Here is a 15,801-nt window from a genome sequence, read left to right as displayed (position 1 = left end):
CCGATCAGTGAGTGATGAACTTGGCGCTGACGTAAGGCGCGTAGTCCGGCAGTACCGCGTCGACCTTGCCCTGTTCCTTGAGGAAGGTGGCGGTGTCAGTGATCGCTTTGGTGGTCGGTGCGCCAAGGGTGATCACCTGATCAGCCGCCAGCGGGTAGACGTTGCCTTGCAGCAGCAACGGAATGTCGCTGGCCTTGGCGCCGGAGAGTTTCACCAGCTTGTCGACGTTGGATTGATTAGCGAGCCAGGCTTGAGGGTCTTTGCGATATTCGGCGTAGGCGTCGAGGGTGACTTTGGCGAACGCGGTGACGATTTCCGGGTGTTTTTCGGCGAAGTCTTTGCGCACGATCCAGGCATCGAACGTCGTTGCGCCGAACTTGGCCAATTCACCCGAGGTGATCAGTACTTTGCCGTTTTCCCTGGCGACGCCCAGGGCCGGGTCCCACACGTAAGTGGCGTCGATATCACCGCGTTTCCATGCAGCAATGATCGCGGGCGGGGCGAGGTTGAGGACGGTGACTTTCGACGGGTCGATGTTCCAGTGCTTCAACGCCGCCAGCAGGCTGTAGTGGCCGGTGGAGACAAAAGGTACGGCGATTTTTTTACCGATCAAGTCTTGTGGGGTCTTGATGCCGGAACCATCGCGAGCGATCAGGGCTTCGGCGGCGCCGATCTGAGTGGCAATGAGGAAGGTTTCTACCGGGACTTTGCGAGTGATCGCGGCAGTCAGGGGGCTGGAACCCAGGTAGCCGATTTGGACATCGCCGGAGGCAATGGCGGCGATGATGTCGGCGCCGTTGTCGAATTTGCGCCAGTCAATCTTGGCGTTGGTGGCTTTTTCGTAGGCGCCGTCGGCCTGGGCGACTTTCGCCGGGTCAACGGTGGTCTGGTAGGCGACGGTCACGTCGGCTGCCTGGACAAAGAAACTCGCCGCAGCCAGCGAAGCGGCCGCCAGGAGGCGAAGGGGGAGATGCAGTTTCATGGAGAAGCTCCTCAACAGGCGGCCGAGAGTTGGCGTGTGAGGAGACTAAATGATCTAAGAATCCGTAAATAAATAACTTTTTCGAATTAGCTTATGAGTGGAAAAGTTGGGAATGCATGAGGTGAGGGGCTTAGTGGCGAGAGGATTTGCTGTGGCGAGGGGATTTATCCCCGTTGGGCTGCGAAGCAGCCCCCATTAAAAGGATCTTGCGACTGTTTCGCAGTCGAACGGGGATAAATCCCCTCGCCACAGTGAGTTGCTATGTCTGATCCACAGGAGCTGCTTGCTTGCGATAAAGGGCCGTAGTGACTCAGTTACTGATCGCCAGAATACTCGCCTGATACGACCCGACGAACACGTCGAAATCACCGACCTCGTTCTGCTCCAGCTCCACCTGTTCGGCCAGCGAAGTGCGCGCACGGTTTTCAAACGTCGCCTGGGCTTCGGCTGACAGCGGCTCGCTACGGAAATACTCCGCATGTGCGCGGCTCTGGCGCAGGGAGAACTGGGCGAAGCTTTCCTTATGCTCGGCCATCGACGCCAACACCATGGCTGACGGCGTCCGGGACGGGTCCTTGATCTTCTCCATCTGCACGTCCAGCGCCTTGCTGTGAGCATCGCCGCCATGGCTTTGATCAAGCAGTGCGGCCAGCGGTGCAATCTTCTCCAGCAGCTCGGCAGCCCATTCCTTCATGTCCACCGGTTGACCGTCGCGCTGCAGTTGCAAGCCTGGGCGGCGACCTTCCTTGACCACGCTGAGGAAGTTCGAGGTCGCATTGCCACAGCTGCTGTTGGTCAGCAGAGGGCTTTCGTTGAGCGCGCAGTACAGCAGGAAGGCGTCGAGGAAGCGCGACTCGGTAAGATCGATGCCCATCGGCAGGAACGGGTTGATGTCCAGGCAGCGCACTTCAACGTACTGAATGCCACGGGCCACCAGCGCCTGGATCGGCCGCTCGCCGGTGTAGGTCACGCGCTTGGGACGGATGTTGGAGTAGTACTCGTTTTCGATCTGCAGGATGTTGGTGTTGAGCTGAACCCACTCACCGTCCTGATGGGTGCCGATTTCAACGTACGGCGCATAAGGTGTCGCCACCGCTTTGCGCAAGCTGTCGGTGTAGCTCGCCAGGTCGTTGTAGCACGGCGTCAAGCCGGCCTGGGCGTTGCTCTGGTAACCCAGGTCGCTCATGCGCAGGCTGGTGGCGTAGGGCAGGTACAAGGTATCCGGGTCCAACTGCTCGAGCTGGTGCGAACGTCCGCGCAGGAAACCGGCGTCGAGCGCTGGCGAGGCACCGAACAGGTACATCAGCAGCCAGCTGTAGCGACGGAAGTTACGGATCAGCGCGATGTAGGCCGACGACTGATAATCGCGGTCGGTGCCGACAAAGCCTTCAGCCTCTTTGAGTAGCGGCCAGAGTTTTTCCGGCAGGGAAAAATTGTAGTGAATCCCGGCGATGCACTGCATGGTCTTGCCGTAACGCAGGGCCAGGCCCTTGCGGTACACATACTTGAGCTGCCCGATGTTGGACGTGCCGTAGTAGGCAATCGGGATATCTTCCTCGGCCGGCAAAGGGCACGGCATCGACGGACTCCACAGAAACTCGTTGCCGAGCTTGCTGTAGGCAAAGCGGTGAATGCTGTCCAGGCTCGCCAGCGTGTCAGCCGGGTCGGGCAGGGCTGGCGTGATGAACTCCAGCAGCGACTCGGAATAGTCAGTGGTGATTTGTTCGTTGGTCAGCGCGGAACCCAATTCTTCCGGGTGCGGCGTTTGCGCCAGGCGACCTTCGCTGGTCACGCGCAGGCATTCACGTTCGATGCCGTGAAGGCACTGTTCGAGCAGAGAGAGGTTAGCGCGCTCGCCGAGCAGAGCCAGGCGGCGGTTGAGAAGTTCGCTCAAGTTGGATTCCTTCACGCGTCAGTCGCCCCAATATGGGGGTGGGCAAGACGGTCTACAAGGGTGAAGTAGAAACTGGCGTTTTCGCCTGGTTTTTGCATCGAACTGCCGTGTCCTCTGTAGGAGCGAGCTTGCTCGCGAAGGAGGTTAACGATGACGAGGGCTGTCAGGATGACAGCGGCGCCCTTGCCTCCTTCGCGAGCAAGCTCGCTCCTACAGATTTCTTAGCGCTGAAATTAACTCAAAATGATGGCATTCATCTACAGGACAGCGAACGTGCCTTGCGCTTTTGCGACTAATTTTTCGCCTTGCATCACGTCAGCTTCGACCACCAGCGTGCGACGGCCCGGGTGAATGACCCGTGCCGTGCACATCACTTCACCGTCGGACACGGCGCGAATGTAGTTGATCTTGCATTCGATGGTCGCGCTCTGCTGGTCAAAGCCGTGGGTGCTGGAGCAGGCCAGCCCCATGGCGATGTCCACCAGGCTGAACAATGCCCCGCCGTGTAGCTTGTTCGCCCGATTGCGCAGCGCTGGCTCGAGCAACAGGGCGACCTGCGCCACCCCGGTTTCCAGGCTGTGCAAACGGCACCCCAGCAGCTTGAAAAATGCGCTTTCGGTGTACCCGGCAGGGAACTCCATCAGCGTTTCTTCAATTGCTTGGCGTTTGCGAACAGCGACGCCATGGCGTTGTTGGCCGGAGCCGCAGCCGTGGTTTCCTTGCGTGGAGCGGTGTTCTGGGATTGGCGCGGAGCCGAACCCGGACGTGCACCACGGGCGCCGTCGATTTTCTCACCCGGTGTGTCGCTCATGCGCATCGACAGGCCAACGCGTTTACGCGGAATGTCGATTTCCATGACCTTCACTTTCACCACGTCACCGGCCTTCACCGCTTCGCGAGGATCCTTGATGAACTTCTCCGAAAGCGCAGAGATGTGCACCAAACCGTCCTGATGCACGCCGATGTCGACGAACGCGCCAAAGTTCGTCACGTTGGTGACGACACCTTCGAGGATCATGCCCAGTTGCAGGTCCTTGAGATCCTCGACGCCTTCCTGGAACTCGGCGGTCTTAAACTCGGGACGTGGGTCGCGACCCGGCTTTTCAAGCTCTTGCAGAATGTCGGTGACTGTCGGCAAACCGAAGGTTTCGTCGGTGTACTTCTTCGGATCAAGACGCTTGAGGAAGCTGGCATCGCCGATCAGCGAGCGGATATCGCGGTCAGTCTCGGCGGCGATACGCTGCACCAACGGATAGGCTTCCGGGTGAACCGCGGACGAATCCAGCGGGTTGTCGCCATTCATGACCCGCAGGAAGCCGGCAGCCTGTTCGAAGGTTTTTTCGCCCAGGCGTGCCACTTTCTTCAGTGCGGCGCGGGTTTTGAAGGCGCCGTGTTCGTCGCGATGGCTGACGATGTTCTGTGCCAGCGTCGCGTTGAGGCCGGAGATACGGGCCAGCAGCGCCACAGAGGCCGTGTTGACGTCGACGCCGACGGCGTTCACGCAGTCCTCGACCACAGCGTCCAGGCCGCGCGCCAGTTTCAGCTGCGACACATCGTGCTGGTACTGGCCGACACCGATGGATTTCGGATCGATCTTCACCAGTTCTGCCAGCGGATCCTGCAGACGACGGGCAATGGACACCGCGCCACGGATCGACACGTCGAGGTCCGGGAATTCCTTGGAAGCCAGTTCCGAAGCCGAGTAAACCGATGCACCGGCCTCGGAGACCATTACTTTGGTCATTTTCATGGCTGGATACTTTTTGATCAGTTCAGCGGCGAGCTTGTCGGTTTCCCGGCTGGCGGTGCCGTTGCCGATGGCGATCAGGTCCACCGAGTGCTTGGCGCACAGGGCGGCGAGCACCGCGAGGGTCTGGTCCCACTTGTTGTGCGGTACGTGCGGGTACACCGTGGCGTGGTCCAGCAGCTTGCCGGTGGAGTCGACTACGGCGACCTTGCAGCCGGTGCGCAGGCCAGGGTCGAGGCCCAGGGTGGCACGTGGGCCGGCGGGTGCCGACAGCAGCAAGTCGTGCAGGTTGTGCGCGAACACGTTGATCGCTTCGGTTTCCGCGCCGTCGCGCAGTTCGCCGAGCAAGTCGGTTTCGAGGTGGGTGTAGAGCTTGACCTTCCAGGTCCAGCGCACCACTTCGCCCAGCCATTTGTCGGCGGCGCGGTTCTGGTTCTGGATGCCGAACTGCTGGCCGATCATGCCTTCGCACGGGTGCATGGTGCCCGGGAGTTCGTCGCCGACTTTCAGCGCGGAGCTGAGAATGCCTTCGTTGCGACCACGGAAAATCGCCAGGGCACGGTGCGATGGCATGCTTTTCAGGGGTTCGTCGTGTTCGAAGTAGTCGCGGAACTTGGCGCCTTCCTCTTCCTTCCCGGCGATGACACGGGCACTGAGGGTGGCTTCCTGCTTCAGGTAGCTGCGCAGTTTGTCGAGCAGACCGGCGTCTTCGGCGAAACGCTCCATGAGGATGTACTTGGCGCCTTCGAGGGCGGCCTTCACGTCGGCCACGCCTTTTTCGGCGTCGATGAAGCGCGCAGCTTCGGCGTCCGGCGCCAGGGTAGGGTCGTTGAACAGGCCGTCAGCCAGCTCGCCGAGGCCAGCTTCCAGGGCGATCTGGCCCTTGGTGCGGCGTTTCTGCTTGTACGGCAGGTACAAATCTTCGAGACGTGTCTTGGTGTCGGCGAGCTTGATGTCGCGTTCCAGCTGCGGGGTCAGCTTTCCCTGTTCCTGGATGCTGGCCAGGATGCTGATGCGCCGTTCGTCGAGTTCTCGCAGGTAGCGCAGACGTTCTTCAAGGTGGCGCAGCTGGATGTCATCGAGGCTGCCGGTCACTTCTTTCCGGTAGCGGGCGATGAAGGGAACGGTTGAGCCCTCATCGAGTAGCGCGACGGCCGCTTCGACCTGTTGTGGGCGTACGCCGAGTTCCTCGGCGATGCGGCTGTTGATGCTGTCCATAAAACCACCTGACAAATTGTGAAAGCAGGCTCGCAGGCGCAGAGATAAGGGCTCGGCGAGTCTGGTTGAGCGGCCTGGCCTGCGCCGCTACCTGGATCAACAGGCATTCCGTTGACCCGTGAAATCGAACAATTACTGCCGGCGCCATGAAAATAAAAAGCGGTCGCCGGGGTAAACGATCAGACGTTGCCTGACACAAAACGCCGCGCATTATACCCAGCGTTCGATCATTCGGGGGCATCACCGACCTTGGGGATAACGCCCGGCGTGCTGGCGGTGAAGGAAAAATCTGCTAACAATGCACACGGTGCGTATAACGGCAGCTACGCCATAATGCGCGCCGAGCTAAAAGGAGCATCTAATGAGCAGCACTGCAAACATTGCTGAAGGCGAAAAAATTCTTATTGTTGACGACGATCCAGGGCTGAGCAGCCTGCTGGAACGCTTTTTCGTCAGCAAAGGCTATCGAGCCCGTGCCGTACCGAACACTGAACAAATGGACCGCCTGCTGGCGCGCGAAGTGTTCAACCTGGTTGTTCTCGACCTGATGCTGCCTGGCGAAGACGGCTTGACTGCTTGCCGCCGCCTGCGCACCGCTAACAATCAGATCCCGATCATCATGCTCACCGCCAAGGGCGACGAGCTGAGCCGTATCAAAGGCCTCGAACTGGGCGCCGACGACTACCTGGCCAAGCCGTTCAACCCGGATGAGCTGATGGCTCGCGTCAAAGCCGTGTTGCGTCGTCAGTCCACTCCTGTGCCGGGCGCACCGGGCAGCGAAGATGAAAGCGTGACCTTCGGTGACTACGAGCTGTCGCTGGCCACCCGTGAGCTGAAGCGCGGTGATGAAGTGCACATGCTCACTACCGGTGAGTTTGCGGTGCTGAAAGCCCTGGTCATGAACGCGCGTCAGCCTCTGACCCGCGACAAACTGATGAACCTGGCTCGCGGCCGTGAGTGGGATGCTCTGGAGCGCTCCATCGACGTACAGATTTCCCGTCTGCGCCGAATGATTGAACCCGATCCATCCAAACCGCGTTATATCCAGACTGTCTGGGGCGTGGGTTACGTGTTCGTTCCGGATGGCGCCGCCACCAAGTGATCGGCGTTTTGTAGGAGCGGGTCTTGCGGACGATGTTGTCCGCAGACTCGCGATCCGCAATATGCGAGCATCCTCGCTCCTGCAAGCGTGTAACGGCTATTCATGAAAACCCCGATCTGGTTTCCCCAAAGCTTCTTCTCCCGCACCCTTTGGTTGGTGCTGATTGTCGTTCTGTTCTCCAAGGCACTGACCCTAGTTTATCTATTGATGAACGAGGATGTGCTGGTGGACCGGCAATACAGCCACGGCGTCGCCCTGACGCTTCGCGCCTATTGGGCGGCGGATGAAAATAACCGCGACAAAATTGCCGAAGCCGCGACGTTGATTCGTGTGGTGGGCACCGGTGTGCCAGAAGGCGAACAGCATTGGCCATACAGCGAGATCTATCAGCGCCAGATGCAGGCTGAGCTGGGGGCCGACACCGAAGTCCGATTACGCATGCATTCGCCGCCGGCGTTATGGGTCCGGGCACCAAGTCTGGGTGACGGCTGGCTGAAAGTGCCGCTATACCCGCACCCATTGCGCGGTCAAAAAATCTGGAACGTACTCGGCTGGTTCCTGGCCATCGGCTTGCTGTCGACTGCTTCAGCCTGGATCTTTGTCAGCCAACTCAACCAGCCCTTGAAACGTCTGGTCTTTGCCGCAAGGCAACTCGGCCAGGGTCGCAGCGTGCGCCTGCCGATCAGTGATACGCCGAGCGAGATGACCGAGGTTTACCGCGCGTTCAACCAGATGGCTGAAGACGTCGAACAGGCCGGTCGCGAGCGCGAGCTGATGTTGGCCGGCGTCTCCCACGACTTGCGGACTCCGCTGACCCGCTTGCGTTTGTCTCTGGAATTGATGGGCGACCGCAGCGACCTCACCGATGACATGGTGCGCGACATCGAAGACATGGATGCGATTCTCGACCAGTTCCTGGCGTTTATCCGCGATGGTCGCGACGAGTCGGTGGAAGAGGTCGACTTGATCGATCTGGTGCGCGAAGTCGCCGCTCCTTACAACCAGAATGAAGAAAAAGTAAGACTGCGCCTGGAGCCGATCCAGCCATTCCCGTTGCGTCGGGTGTCGATGAAACGACTGCTGAACAACCTGATCGGCAATGCGCTGCATCACGCTGGCAGCGGTGTCGAGGTCGCGGCTTACGTGTCTGGAGATACCAGCGCCCCGTATGTGGTACTGAGTGTGATGGACCGAGGGGCGGGGATTGATCCTTCGGAATTGGAAGCGATCTTCAATCCGTTTACCCGCGGTGATCGTGCTCGTGGCGGTAAAGGGACGGGTTTGGGGCTGGCGATCGTGAAGCGGATCGCGTCGATGCATGGCGGTAATGTTGAGCTGCGCAACAGAGACGGTGGCGGGCTGGAAGCGCGGGTGCGGTTGCCGCTGGGGTTGATGCTGCCGCGAGATGCGGTTTAACCACTGAAAAGATCGCAGCCTGCGGCAGCTCCTACAGGGAACGCATTCCCATGCAGGAGCTGCCGCTGGCTGCGATCTTTTGATCTTTGGGCTTTACCCTTTGCCTTTGGTCCGGGTCATGTTCGGTCCGCCATTCTTCTCCAGATGCTCGATGATGATCCCTGCCACATTCTTCCCGGTGGTGGTTTCAATCCCTTCCAGGCCCGGCGATGAATTGACCTCCATCACCAGCGGCCCGTGATTGGAGCGCAGGATGTCCACACCCGCTACCGCAAGGCCCATCACCTTCGCCGCACGTAACGCAGTCATGCGCTCTTCCGGCGTGATCTTGATCAGGCTTGCACTCCCTCCGCGATGCAGGTTGGAACGAAACTCCCCGGGTTTGGCCTGCCGCTTCATCGCCGCGATCACTTTGTCGCCGACCACAAAGCATCGAATGTCCGCGCCACCGGCTTCCTTGATGTACTCCTGAACCATGATATTTTGCTTGAGGCCCATAAATGCCTCGATCACCGACTCCGCCGCCGTTGCGGTTTCGCAAAGCACCACGCCAATGCCTTGAGTGCCTTCCAGTACCTTGATGACCAGTGGTGCACCGTTGACCATTTCAATCAAATCGGGAATGTCATCCGGCGAGTGAGCAAACCCGGTGACTGGCAAACCGATACCGCGACGCGAGAGCAGTTGCAGCGAGCGCAGCTTGTCTCGCGAACGTGCGATGGCCACCGACTCGTTAAGCGGAAAAACCCCCATCATTTCGAACTGACGCAACACGGCGCAGCCATAAAACGTCACCGACGCGCCGATCCGCGGAATGACCGCGTCGAAGCCTTCCAGCGGCTTGCCGCGATAGTGAATCTGCGGTTTGTGGCTGGCGATGTTCATGTAGGCGCGCAGGGTGTCGACCACCACCATTTCATGGCCACGCTCGGTTCCGGCTTCGACCAGACGACGAGTGGAATACAGACGCGGGTTACGCGACAGCACAGCGATCTTCATGCAACACCTGTGGAGGAGGTAGATACCGGGAACACCGGCTTGTCTTGTACGTATTTAATGCCCGGATTGACCACCAATTGGCCATCGATCAGGGCTTTGGAGCCGAGTAGCAGGCGATAGCGCATGGATTTGCGGCAGGCGAGGGTGAACTCGACCCGCCAGACCCGATCACCAAGGGCCAGGGTAGTGCTGACCACGTATCGCATTTGCGCGTGACCATTGGAGCTTTTAATGGTTTTCATCGTCACCAGCGGTGCTTCGCAGCGCCTGTGACGCAGTTGCACCACCGTCCCGAGGTGCGCGGTAAAGCGCACCCACTGCTCACCATCGCGCTCGAACGGTTCGATGTCGGTGGCATGCAGGCTGGAGGTGCTGGCACCGGTGTCAATTTTTGCGCGAAGTCCGGCGACTCCCAGATCCGGGAGCGCTATCCACTCGCGCAGACCGACAACGGTCAAATGGTCAAATGTCTTCAATAGGGATAAACCAGCGATTAACGCGTCCAGGCCCCAGGTGTTACCTGGGCCAACGCTTTGAATGCAGGTTTGGCGAACCAGTAACCCTGCATCAGAAAAATTCCACAGTCCGCCAGAAAATCCCTTTCCCCGGCGCTTTCGATGCCTTCGGCAATGACTGTAACGTTCAACTCCGCACAGATTGTGACAATCCCTCGAACGATAGCCTGACGAACGCGATCGCGGTCGACATCGCGGATGAGCGCCATGTCGAGCTTGATCAGGTCCGGTTGGAAATCGGCGAGCAGATTGAGCCCCGAGTAGCCCGCCCCGAAATCGTCGATGGCGGTCTTGAAGCCGAATTCGCGGTATTCACGCAGAATATTGGTCAAATGGCGATAGTTATCTACGTGCTCGCTTTCCAGTGTTTCAAAAATCAGCTGATTGATCGGGAAGTTGTACTTTTGTGCAGCTTCCAGCGTGCTTCGAATACACAGCTCGGGGCGGTAAACGGCGTTTGGCATGAAGTTGATCGACAGGTTCGTTTGCATCCCCAAATGCGCCGCACCTTCAATGGCTCGGGTCCGGCAGAGCTGGTCGAAACGATAGCGGTTTTGATCGGTAACCTGATCAAGCACGGACATCGCGCCTTGACCGTCCACTCCTCGCACCAAGGCTTCATGAGCGAAAATGGAGTGATCTCGCAGGTCGACGATGGGTTGGTAAGCAAAGGCAAAATCGAACCCCAAGGGCTCGCTTTGCTGACATCCCTGACACCCGACCTTGGGCGCAGTCAATGAAGACGGAAATATAGTCACTCGATCACTCCACGGCGTTGAGCCGGCCAAGATCTCATTCTATCTGGAGGGCCGGGTTCTTGCGCCCGACAGAAACGGTAGTACAGTTCCGACTATTGTCTGAAAGAGGAATTCCAGTGGCACAAAAACAGGAAGAGGACGACAAGGTCCGTCTCGATAAGTGGTTGTGGGCTGCACGCTTTTATAAAACGCGTGCCCTGGCCAAAGCGGCCATTGAAAGCGGCAAGGTGCATTGTCGTGGCGAGCGCTGCAAACCGGGCAAGGAGCCCCGGGTCGGTGACGAATTTCAGATTCGCGCCGGTTTCGATGAGCGCACGGTGGTGGTCAAGGCGCTGTCGAGCGTGCGCGGTGGCGCGCCGCAAGCACAGACACTGTACGCCGAAACCGAAGCCAGTATCGCCAAACGCGAAGCTGCTGCAGCCATGCGAAAAGCGGGCTCGTTGGGCGTGAGCACGGACGGCAAGCCGAGCAAGAAGCAGCGGCGGGATTTGTTCAAGTTTCGTGGCAGCAGCAACGACCAGTAAGTCATTGTTTTGTGGCGAGTGGGCTTGCTCCGTTGGAGGCCGAAGGACTCCTGATCCTGACAACTGCATTCTTCCAGCAAGAACACGGTCGTCTGGCTTTGCGGCTGCTGCGCAACCGAGCGGGAGCAAGCGCCCTCGCCACATAGGCATCAAGGCATTAACTTGTAGCTCGCACCACACTCATCCGCGAAACCACTGGCAATCTGCTCAGCAGTTCAAATACTGGCGCCGTTACCTTCAGGAAAAACTCTGAAACATAATAGGCAAGCGGCGTGTAGTAACCCCAACCCAGCGCCCACACCGCCAGCATCACACCGCCAATGTAATCGTCCTGACCCCAGTGGGCGCCCGCCACCAGGCGCGGCATCATGAACAGCAGCGCAAGACTCCAGATCACCGCTGTCTGCCAGGTGGAGCGACTGAACACCGTCATGAACAGCGCCCAGATCAGTAGTACTGACGCATGGTCTCCCGGAAAACTCTGACTCGATCGGTCCTTCAGTTCCCAGGCTTTTTCAAGACCCGGAAAGTAGTCGCTCATGCGGACGGCGCTGTCGATCATCATCGACGGACTGCTGTGCTGCCAGTCCATATGCACGGCCAGTTTTGAAAACAGCATCCGGATCAACAGCAGCAACAGCAGTGTCGAGAGAAACCCGAAAAACGCCTGGCGCACTTCATTGGCTTTGAATACCCAATCGCCTTTGATCAGCAGGGTCAAAAGAATCACGCCGACCACCGCGTCGAAGGGGCGCAGACTTGCAATCGCCCAGATGTGCAGCCATATCGGGTTAGTCGCCAGTGGCGAATTGAGGCGGTAAAAAAGCCACTCGTCGAAAATCACACACACCATCTGCCCTGTAGGCCATAACCAGAAGGCCAGCAGCGCCAGCGGTACCAAGTTGCACAGAGCCAACCGGCGCAGGTTCCACCTTGCTTGGAACAAACCCGGATTGTTCATAAAATGCCTCCCATGGCTGAACATTTCGCACCAAAACGGTGCCGAATAAGCAAGATTCTCACTTTTTGAAATCACTTTGTCATTAATTCAGATACCCAGACCTATGACCGATCTAACGGATACCGACTACACCCAACGCTTCATCTTCGATGACAGCGATACCCGCGGCGAACTGGTTTCGTTGGAACTCAGCTACGCCGAAGTCTTGGCAAAACACGCCTATCCGGAGCCAGTCGCGCAATTGCTGGGCGAGTTGATGGCGGCCGCGTCGCTGCTGGTGGGCACTTTGAAATTTGATGGTCTGCTGATCCTCCAGGCCCGGTCCGACGGCCCGATCCCGCTGTTGATGATCGAGTGTTCCAGCGAGCGTGAAATCCGTGGCCTGGCACGTTATGAAGCTGACCGGATTGCCCCCGATGCGACTCTCGCCGACCTTATGCCCAATGGCGTATTGGCGCTGACGGTCGACCCGAAACAGGGTCAGCGTTACCAGGGTATCGTCGACCTGGACGGCGAAACGTTATCCGAGTGCTTCACCAACTATTTCGTCATGTCCCAGCAAGTGGGCACGCGTTTCTGGCTGTACGCGGATGGCCGTCGTGCTCGCGGCTTGCTGTTGCAGCAATTGCCCGCCGACCGTCTCAAGGACGAAGAAGAACGCGCCGACAGCTGGCAGCACATCACCGCGCTGGGCAGCACGCTGACCGCCGATGAATTGCTGAGCCTGGACAATGAAACCGTGCTCCATCGTCTTTACCACGAAGAACAGGTTCGACTCTTCGATGTGCAAAAACTGCGCTTCCGTTGCAGTTGCTCCCGCGAACGTTCGGCCAATGCTCTGGTGAGTCTGGGTCTGGAGGATGCGCAGGAACTGGTCATCGAACACGGTGGCAACATCGAAATCGATTGCCAGTTCTGCAACCAGCGCTACCTCTTTGATGCCGCAGATATCACTCAATTGTTCGCTGGAGCGGGCGTAGATACTCCGTCAGATACCCGGCACTAAAACGGTTCAGCGCAGGTAAATTCACTGCTTTGCGCCGGAATAACGCCGTTACGACGGGAGGGCCCTACTATTTTTGGGCGTTTCTGGCATAATCCGGCCCACTTTTTGTCGCGGTAGTAGTGCACAACTTTCTACTACAAAACGTTTGGAGCACACTCGGCCACTGGCCGACGGGGAATCTCATGACGCAAGCCAATAACGCCGTGTACACCGATCTGAGTGTTGATGATCTGGTTAAAGAAGCTCTGAATCGCGGTGAAGGCGAGCTTGCCGATACCGGCGCGCTGGTGGTTCGCACCGGTCATCGCACCGGCCGCTCGCCAGTTGACCGTTTCATTGTTGAAGAGCCAACCACTCAGTCAGCCATTGCCTGGGGCCCAATCAACCGCAAGTTCCCGGCCGACAAGTTCGACGCCCTGTGGGACCGCGTTGAGGCTTTCAACAACGCGCAAGAGCACTTCGTTTCCCATGTGCATGTAGGTGCGTCGGAAGATCACTACCTGGCCGTGAAGATGACCACTCAGACTGCCTGGCAGAATCTGTTCGGTCGCTGCCTGTTCATCAACCCGGCCCAGTACAACCCTGCTGGTCGTGAAGAGTGGCAGGTTCTGAACGTTGCCAACTTCGAATGCGTTCCAGAGCGTGACGGCACCAACTCCGACGGTTGCGTGATCCTCAACTTCGCGCAGAAAAAAGTGCTGATCGCCGGCATGCGTTACGCCGGTGAGATGAAGAAAGCCATGTTCTCGGTGCAGAACTTCCTGCTGCCGGCCGCCGACGTACTGCCAATGCACTGCGCTGCCAACATTGGCGAAGCAGGCGATGTGACCCTGTTTTTCGGTCTGTCCGGCACCGGTAAAACCACCCTGTCCGCTGATGAAAGCCGTTACCTGATCGGTGACGACGAGCACGGCTGGGGCGAAGGCGTTGTGTTCAACATTGAAGGCGGCTGCTACGCCAAGTGCATCGACTTGTCCGAGAAGAACGAGCCGGTCATCTGGAAAGCCATCAAGCACGGTGCAGTACTGGAAAACGTCGTCATCGATGATGCCAAGCACGCCGACTACGCCGATGTCAGCCTGACCCAGAACAGCCGCGCCGCCTACCCGCTGGAACACGTTGCCAAGCGTTCCGAGAAGAACCTCGGTGGCGAGCCGAATGCTGTGATCTTCCTGACTTGCGACCTGACCGGCGTACTGCCGCCAGTCTCGATCCTCAGCGAAGAGCAAGCGGCCTACCACTTCCTGTCCGGCTACACCGCTCTGGTGGGCTCGACCGAAATGGGTTCCGGCAGCGGCATCAAGTCGACCTTCTCCACCTGCTTCGGCGCACCGTTCTTCCCGCGCCCAGCTGGCGAATACGCAGAGTTGCTGATCAAGCGCATCCGCGGCTTCGGCTCCAAGGTATACCTGGTCAACACCGGCTGGACCGGCGGTGGCTACGGCGTCGGCAAGCGCTTCAACATTCCGACCACTCGCGGCGTCATCGCAGCGATTCAGAGCGGCGCGTTGATCGGTGCTGAAACCGAACACCTCGACACCATTAACCTCGACGTGCCACTGGCCGTGCCGGGCGTTGAAACTGGCCTGTTGAACCCACGTAACACCTGGGCTGACAAAGCCGCTTACGATGAATCGGCTAAAGCACTGGCTGGTCTGTTCGTTGAGAACTTCAAGAAGTTCGACGTGAGCGATGCCATCAAGGCTGCTGGTCCGAAGTTGTAAGTGTTGGTTTGAAGCCATGAGAAAGCCGCCTTTAGGGGCGGCTTTTTTGTGGGCGCTGTTTTTTCAGTTTTTGAGGTGCAGGACAAATGCGCCGAGTAAAACCAGGACAACCCCAAGAATTTGTATCTTCGCCAGTCTCTCTTTGAAAAATACATACCCCAAAATCGCCGCGATTCCTCCGGAAAGCGTGCTGATCACCGTCACCACCGATACCGATCCTGCCACCGCGCCCCAGGCGAATGACGAAAACCCGCCGAGGTTCATCAGGCTGGCGCCAGTGAGTGTCATACAGTTTTTCAGAGGTGGAATTTTCAGGCCGTCCTCAATTCTCAGGACGATGACTATCAGCACCATAAGTCCGATCAGGTACGCCAGCCAGAGCATCGTCACTGGCCCGAGTACTGGCAACACGTAGTGGCCTTACAGCCAGAAACTGGTGCCATAAAAAACAGCTGCAAGCAGTGCGTAGGCAATCGAGCTGCCGGCTTGAGTCGTGTGTGGAATCTTCGAGTCGGAATGAATGCTCGAGAGGATGACCCCGAGCACACACAGGGCAATGCAAAACAGCTGGATCAGACTGATCTGCTCACCTGCGGCCCATGACAACAACGTCGTCACCACGCCATAGGAAGTCACCAACGGCGCGACGATAGACGCTTTGCCAAGGGCGAACGCTTTTGACAGCGCGAGTGCGCCGGAAACGGTCAGCATGGCGGCACCCATGCCGATCAGCCACACTTGGAGCGATGCCGACATCGACTTGAGGATAAATGCGGGGAAAGCGATCAGCAGCAGGCTCATGATGCAGAAACCCAACGCCTGACCGAAATAAACGGCGCGTTTAACACCCACTGCGCGGGCATTCAAACCCACCAGGAAATCCGTACCGCCCCACATCACGGCGGCTAGCAATCCCATCAGTACGTCCACTCTATGTCCTTATAGATTGCGCTGC

13 protein-coding genes and 1 pseudogene are annotated in these 15,801 nt (G+C 58.4%); 5 read left to right on the top strand and 9 right to left on the bottom strand.

Annotation, left to right across the window (positions count from 1 at the left end; translation table 11 throughout):
* Positions 1-4: 4 nt before the first annotated feature.
* The 4 genes from tauA to GBC55_RS08490 form a co-directional block, all read right to left on the bottom strand.
* Positions 5-982, bottom strand: coding sequence for a taurine ABC transporter substrate-binding protein (gene tauA, locus GBC55_RS08505; protein WP_162437037.1), 978 nt, complete (start codon positions 980-982; stop codon positions 5-7).
* A 310-nt stretch (positions 983-1,292) separates the two neighbouring features.
* The gene (gshA, locus tag GBC55_RS08500; protein ID WP_162437036.1) at positions 1,293-2,876 is read right to left on the bottom strand and encodes a glutamate--cysteine ligase; all 1,584 of its coding nucleotides are present in this window, start codon (positions 2,874-2,876) and stop codon (positions 1,293-1,295) included.
* Positions 2,877-3,133: 257 nt separating this feature from the next.
* Positions 3,134-3,517, bottom strand: a complete 384-nt coding sequence (locus GBC55_RS08495) for a PaaI family thioesterase (RefSeq protein WP_162437035.1) — start codon at positions 3,515-3,517, stop codon at positions 3,134-3,136.
* Complete coding sequence (locus GBC55_RS08490) at positions 3,517-5,841, bottom strand: Tex family protein (protein WP_162437034.1); 2,325 nt, start codon at positions 5,839-5,841, stop codon at positions 3,517-3,519. Before GBC55_RS08490 ends, GBC55_RS08495 begins: the two co-directional genes overlap by 1 nt.
* A gap of 361 nt (positions 5,842-6,202) precedes the next feature.
* Here GBC55_RS08490 and ompR point away from each other — a divergent pair, with 361 nt between their 5' ends.
* Positions 6,203-6,943, top strand: coding sequence for a two-component system response regulator OmpR (gene ompR, locus GBC55_RS08485; RefSeq protein ID WP_027922237.1), 741 nt, complete (start codon positions 6,203-6,205; stop codon positions 6,941-6,943).
* Between the two features lie 102 nt (positions 6,944-7,045).
* Positions 7,046-8,359, top strand: a complete 1,314-nt coding sequence (locus GBC55_RS08480) for an ATP-binding protein (protein ID WP_162437033.1) — start codon at positions 7,046-7,048, stop codon at positions 8,357-8,359.
* A gap of 93 nt (positions 8,360-8,452) precedes the next feature.
* Here the strand turns inward: GBC55_RS08480 and rimK are convergent, their stop codons facing one another.
* Genes rimK through GBC55_RS08465 form a run of 3 tightly spaced genes read right to left on the bottom strand, consistent with a single transcriptional unit; the run spans position 8,453 to position 10,631 of the window.
* Positions 8,453-9,358, bottom strand: coding sequence for a 30S ribosomal protein S6--L-glutamate ligase (rimK, locus tag GBC55_RS08475; RefSeq protein WP_007972871.1), 906 nt, complete (start codon positions 9,356-9,358; stop codon positions 8,453-8,455).
* On the bottom strand, positions 9,355-9,816 hold the full coding sequence (locus GBC55_RS08470) for an ATP-dependent zinc protease (RefSeq protein WP_178114285.1): 462 nt from the start codon (positions 9,814-9,816) through the stop codon (positions 9,355-9,357). The genes rimK and GBC55_RS08470 overlap by 4 nt, the downstream gene beginning before the upstream one ends.
* 35 nt (positions 9,817-9,851) lie before the next feature.
* The gene (locus GBC55_RS08465) at positions 9,852-10,631 is read right to left on the bottom strand and encodes an EAL domain-containing protein (protein WP_162437031.1); all 780 of its coding nucleotides are present in this window, start codon (positions 10,629-10,631) and stop codon (positions 9,852-9,854) included.
* A 116-nt stretch (positions 10,632-10,747) separates the two neighbouring features.
* On the opposite strand from GBC55_RS08465, the gene GBC55_RS08460 reads away from it, so the two are divergent.
* Positions 10,748-11,155, top strand: a complete 408-nt coding sequence (locus GBC55_RS08460; protein WP_162437030.1) for a S4 domain-containing protein — start codon at positions 10,748-10,750, stop codon at positions 11,153-11,155.
* Positions 11,156-11,312: 157 nt separating this feature from the next.
* On the opposite strand, the gene GBC55_RS08455 is transcribed toward GBC55_RS08460, so the two are convergent.
* Entirely contained in the window at positions 11,313-12,116 is an 804-nt protein-coding gene (locus tag GBC55_RS08455) for a phosphatase PAP2 family protein (protein WP_162437029.1), read from the bottom strand.
* 103 nt (positions 12,117-12,219) lie between these two features.
* On the opposite strand from GBC55_RS08455, the gene hslO reads away from it, so the two are divergent.
* Together hslO and GBC55_RS08445 are read left to right on the top strand one after the other, a co-directional pair.
* Complete coding sequence (gene hslO, locus GBC55_RS08450; RefSeq protein WP_162437028.1) at positions 12,220-13,122, top strand: Hsp33 family molecular chaperone HslO; 903 nt, start codon at positions 12,220-12,222, stop codon at positions 13,120-13,122.
* Between the two features lie 182 nt (positions 13,123-13,304).
* The gene (locus GBC55_RS08445; protein ID WP_162437027.1) at positions 13,305-14,846 is read left to right on the top strand and encodes a phosphoenolpyruvate carboxykinase; all 1,542 of its coding nucleotides are present in this window, start codon (positions 13,305-13,307) and stop codon (positions 14,844-14,846) included.
* Between the two features lie 63 nt (positions 14,847-14,909).
* Here the strand turns inward: GBC55_RS08445 and GBC55_RS08440 are convergent.
* Positions 14,910-15,764: pseudogene (locus tag GBC55_RS08440) on the bottom strand (DMT family transporter).
* Positions 15,765-15,801: the final 37 nt, after the last annotated feature.

Origin of the sequence: Pseudomonas sp. TNT3, assembly GCF_010095445.2 — a bacterium.
GTDB lineage: Bacteria > Pseudomonadota > Gammaproteobacteria > Pseudomonadales > Pseudomonadaceae > Aquipseudomonas.
This window is presented reverse-complemented; position numbering and strand designations above follow the sequence as displayed.

Excerpts from the sequence above, each read along its gene's own strand:
- tauA (WP_162437037.1), bottom strand. The coding sequence starts at position 982 with ATGAAACTGCATCTCCCCCTTCGCCTCCTGGCGGCCGCTTCGCTGGCT.
- GBC55_RS08495 (WP_162437035.1), bottom strand. The coding sequence starts at position 3,517 with ATGGAGTTCCCTGCCGGGTACACCGAAAGCGCATTTTTCAAGCTGCTG.
- GBC55_RS08490 (WP_162437034.1), bottom strand. The coding sequence starts at position 5,841 with ATGGACAGCATCAACAGCCGCATCGCCGAGGAACTCGGCGTACGCCCA.
- ompR (WP_027922237.1), top strand. The coding sequence starts at position 6,203 with ATGAGCAGCACTGCAAACATTGCTGAAGGCGAAAAAATTCTTATTGTT.
- GBC55_RS08480 (WP_162437033.1), top strand. The coding sequence starts at position 7,046 with ATGAAAACCCCGATCTGGTTTCCCCAAAGCTTCTTCTCCCGCACCCTT.
- rimK (WP_007972871.1), bottom strand. The coding sequence starts at position 9,358 with ATGAAGATCGCTGTGCTGTCGCGTAACCCGCGTCTGTATTCCACTCGT.
- GBC55_RS08455 (WP_162437029.1), bottom strand. The coding sequence starts at position 12,116 with ATGAACAATCCGGGTTTGTTCCAAGCAAGGTGGAACCTGCGCCGGTTG.
- hslO (WP_162437028.1), top strand. The coding sequence starts at position 12,220 with ATGACCGATCTAACGGATACCGACTACACCCAACGCTTCATCTTCGAT.
- GBC55_RS08445 (WP_162437027.1), top strand. The coding sequence starts at position 13,305 with ATGACGCAAGCCAATAACGCCGTGTACACCGATCTGAGTGTTGATGAT.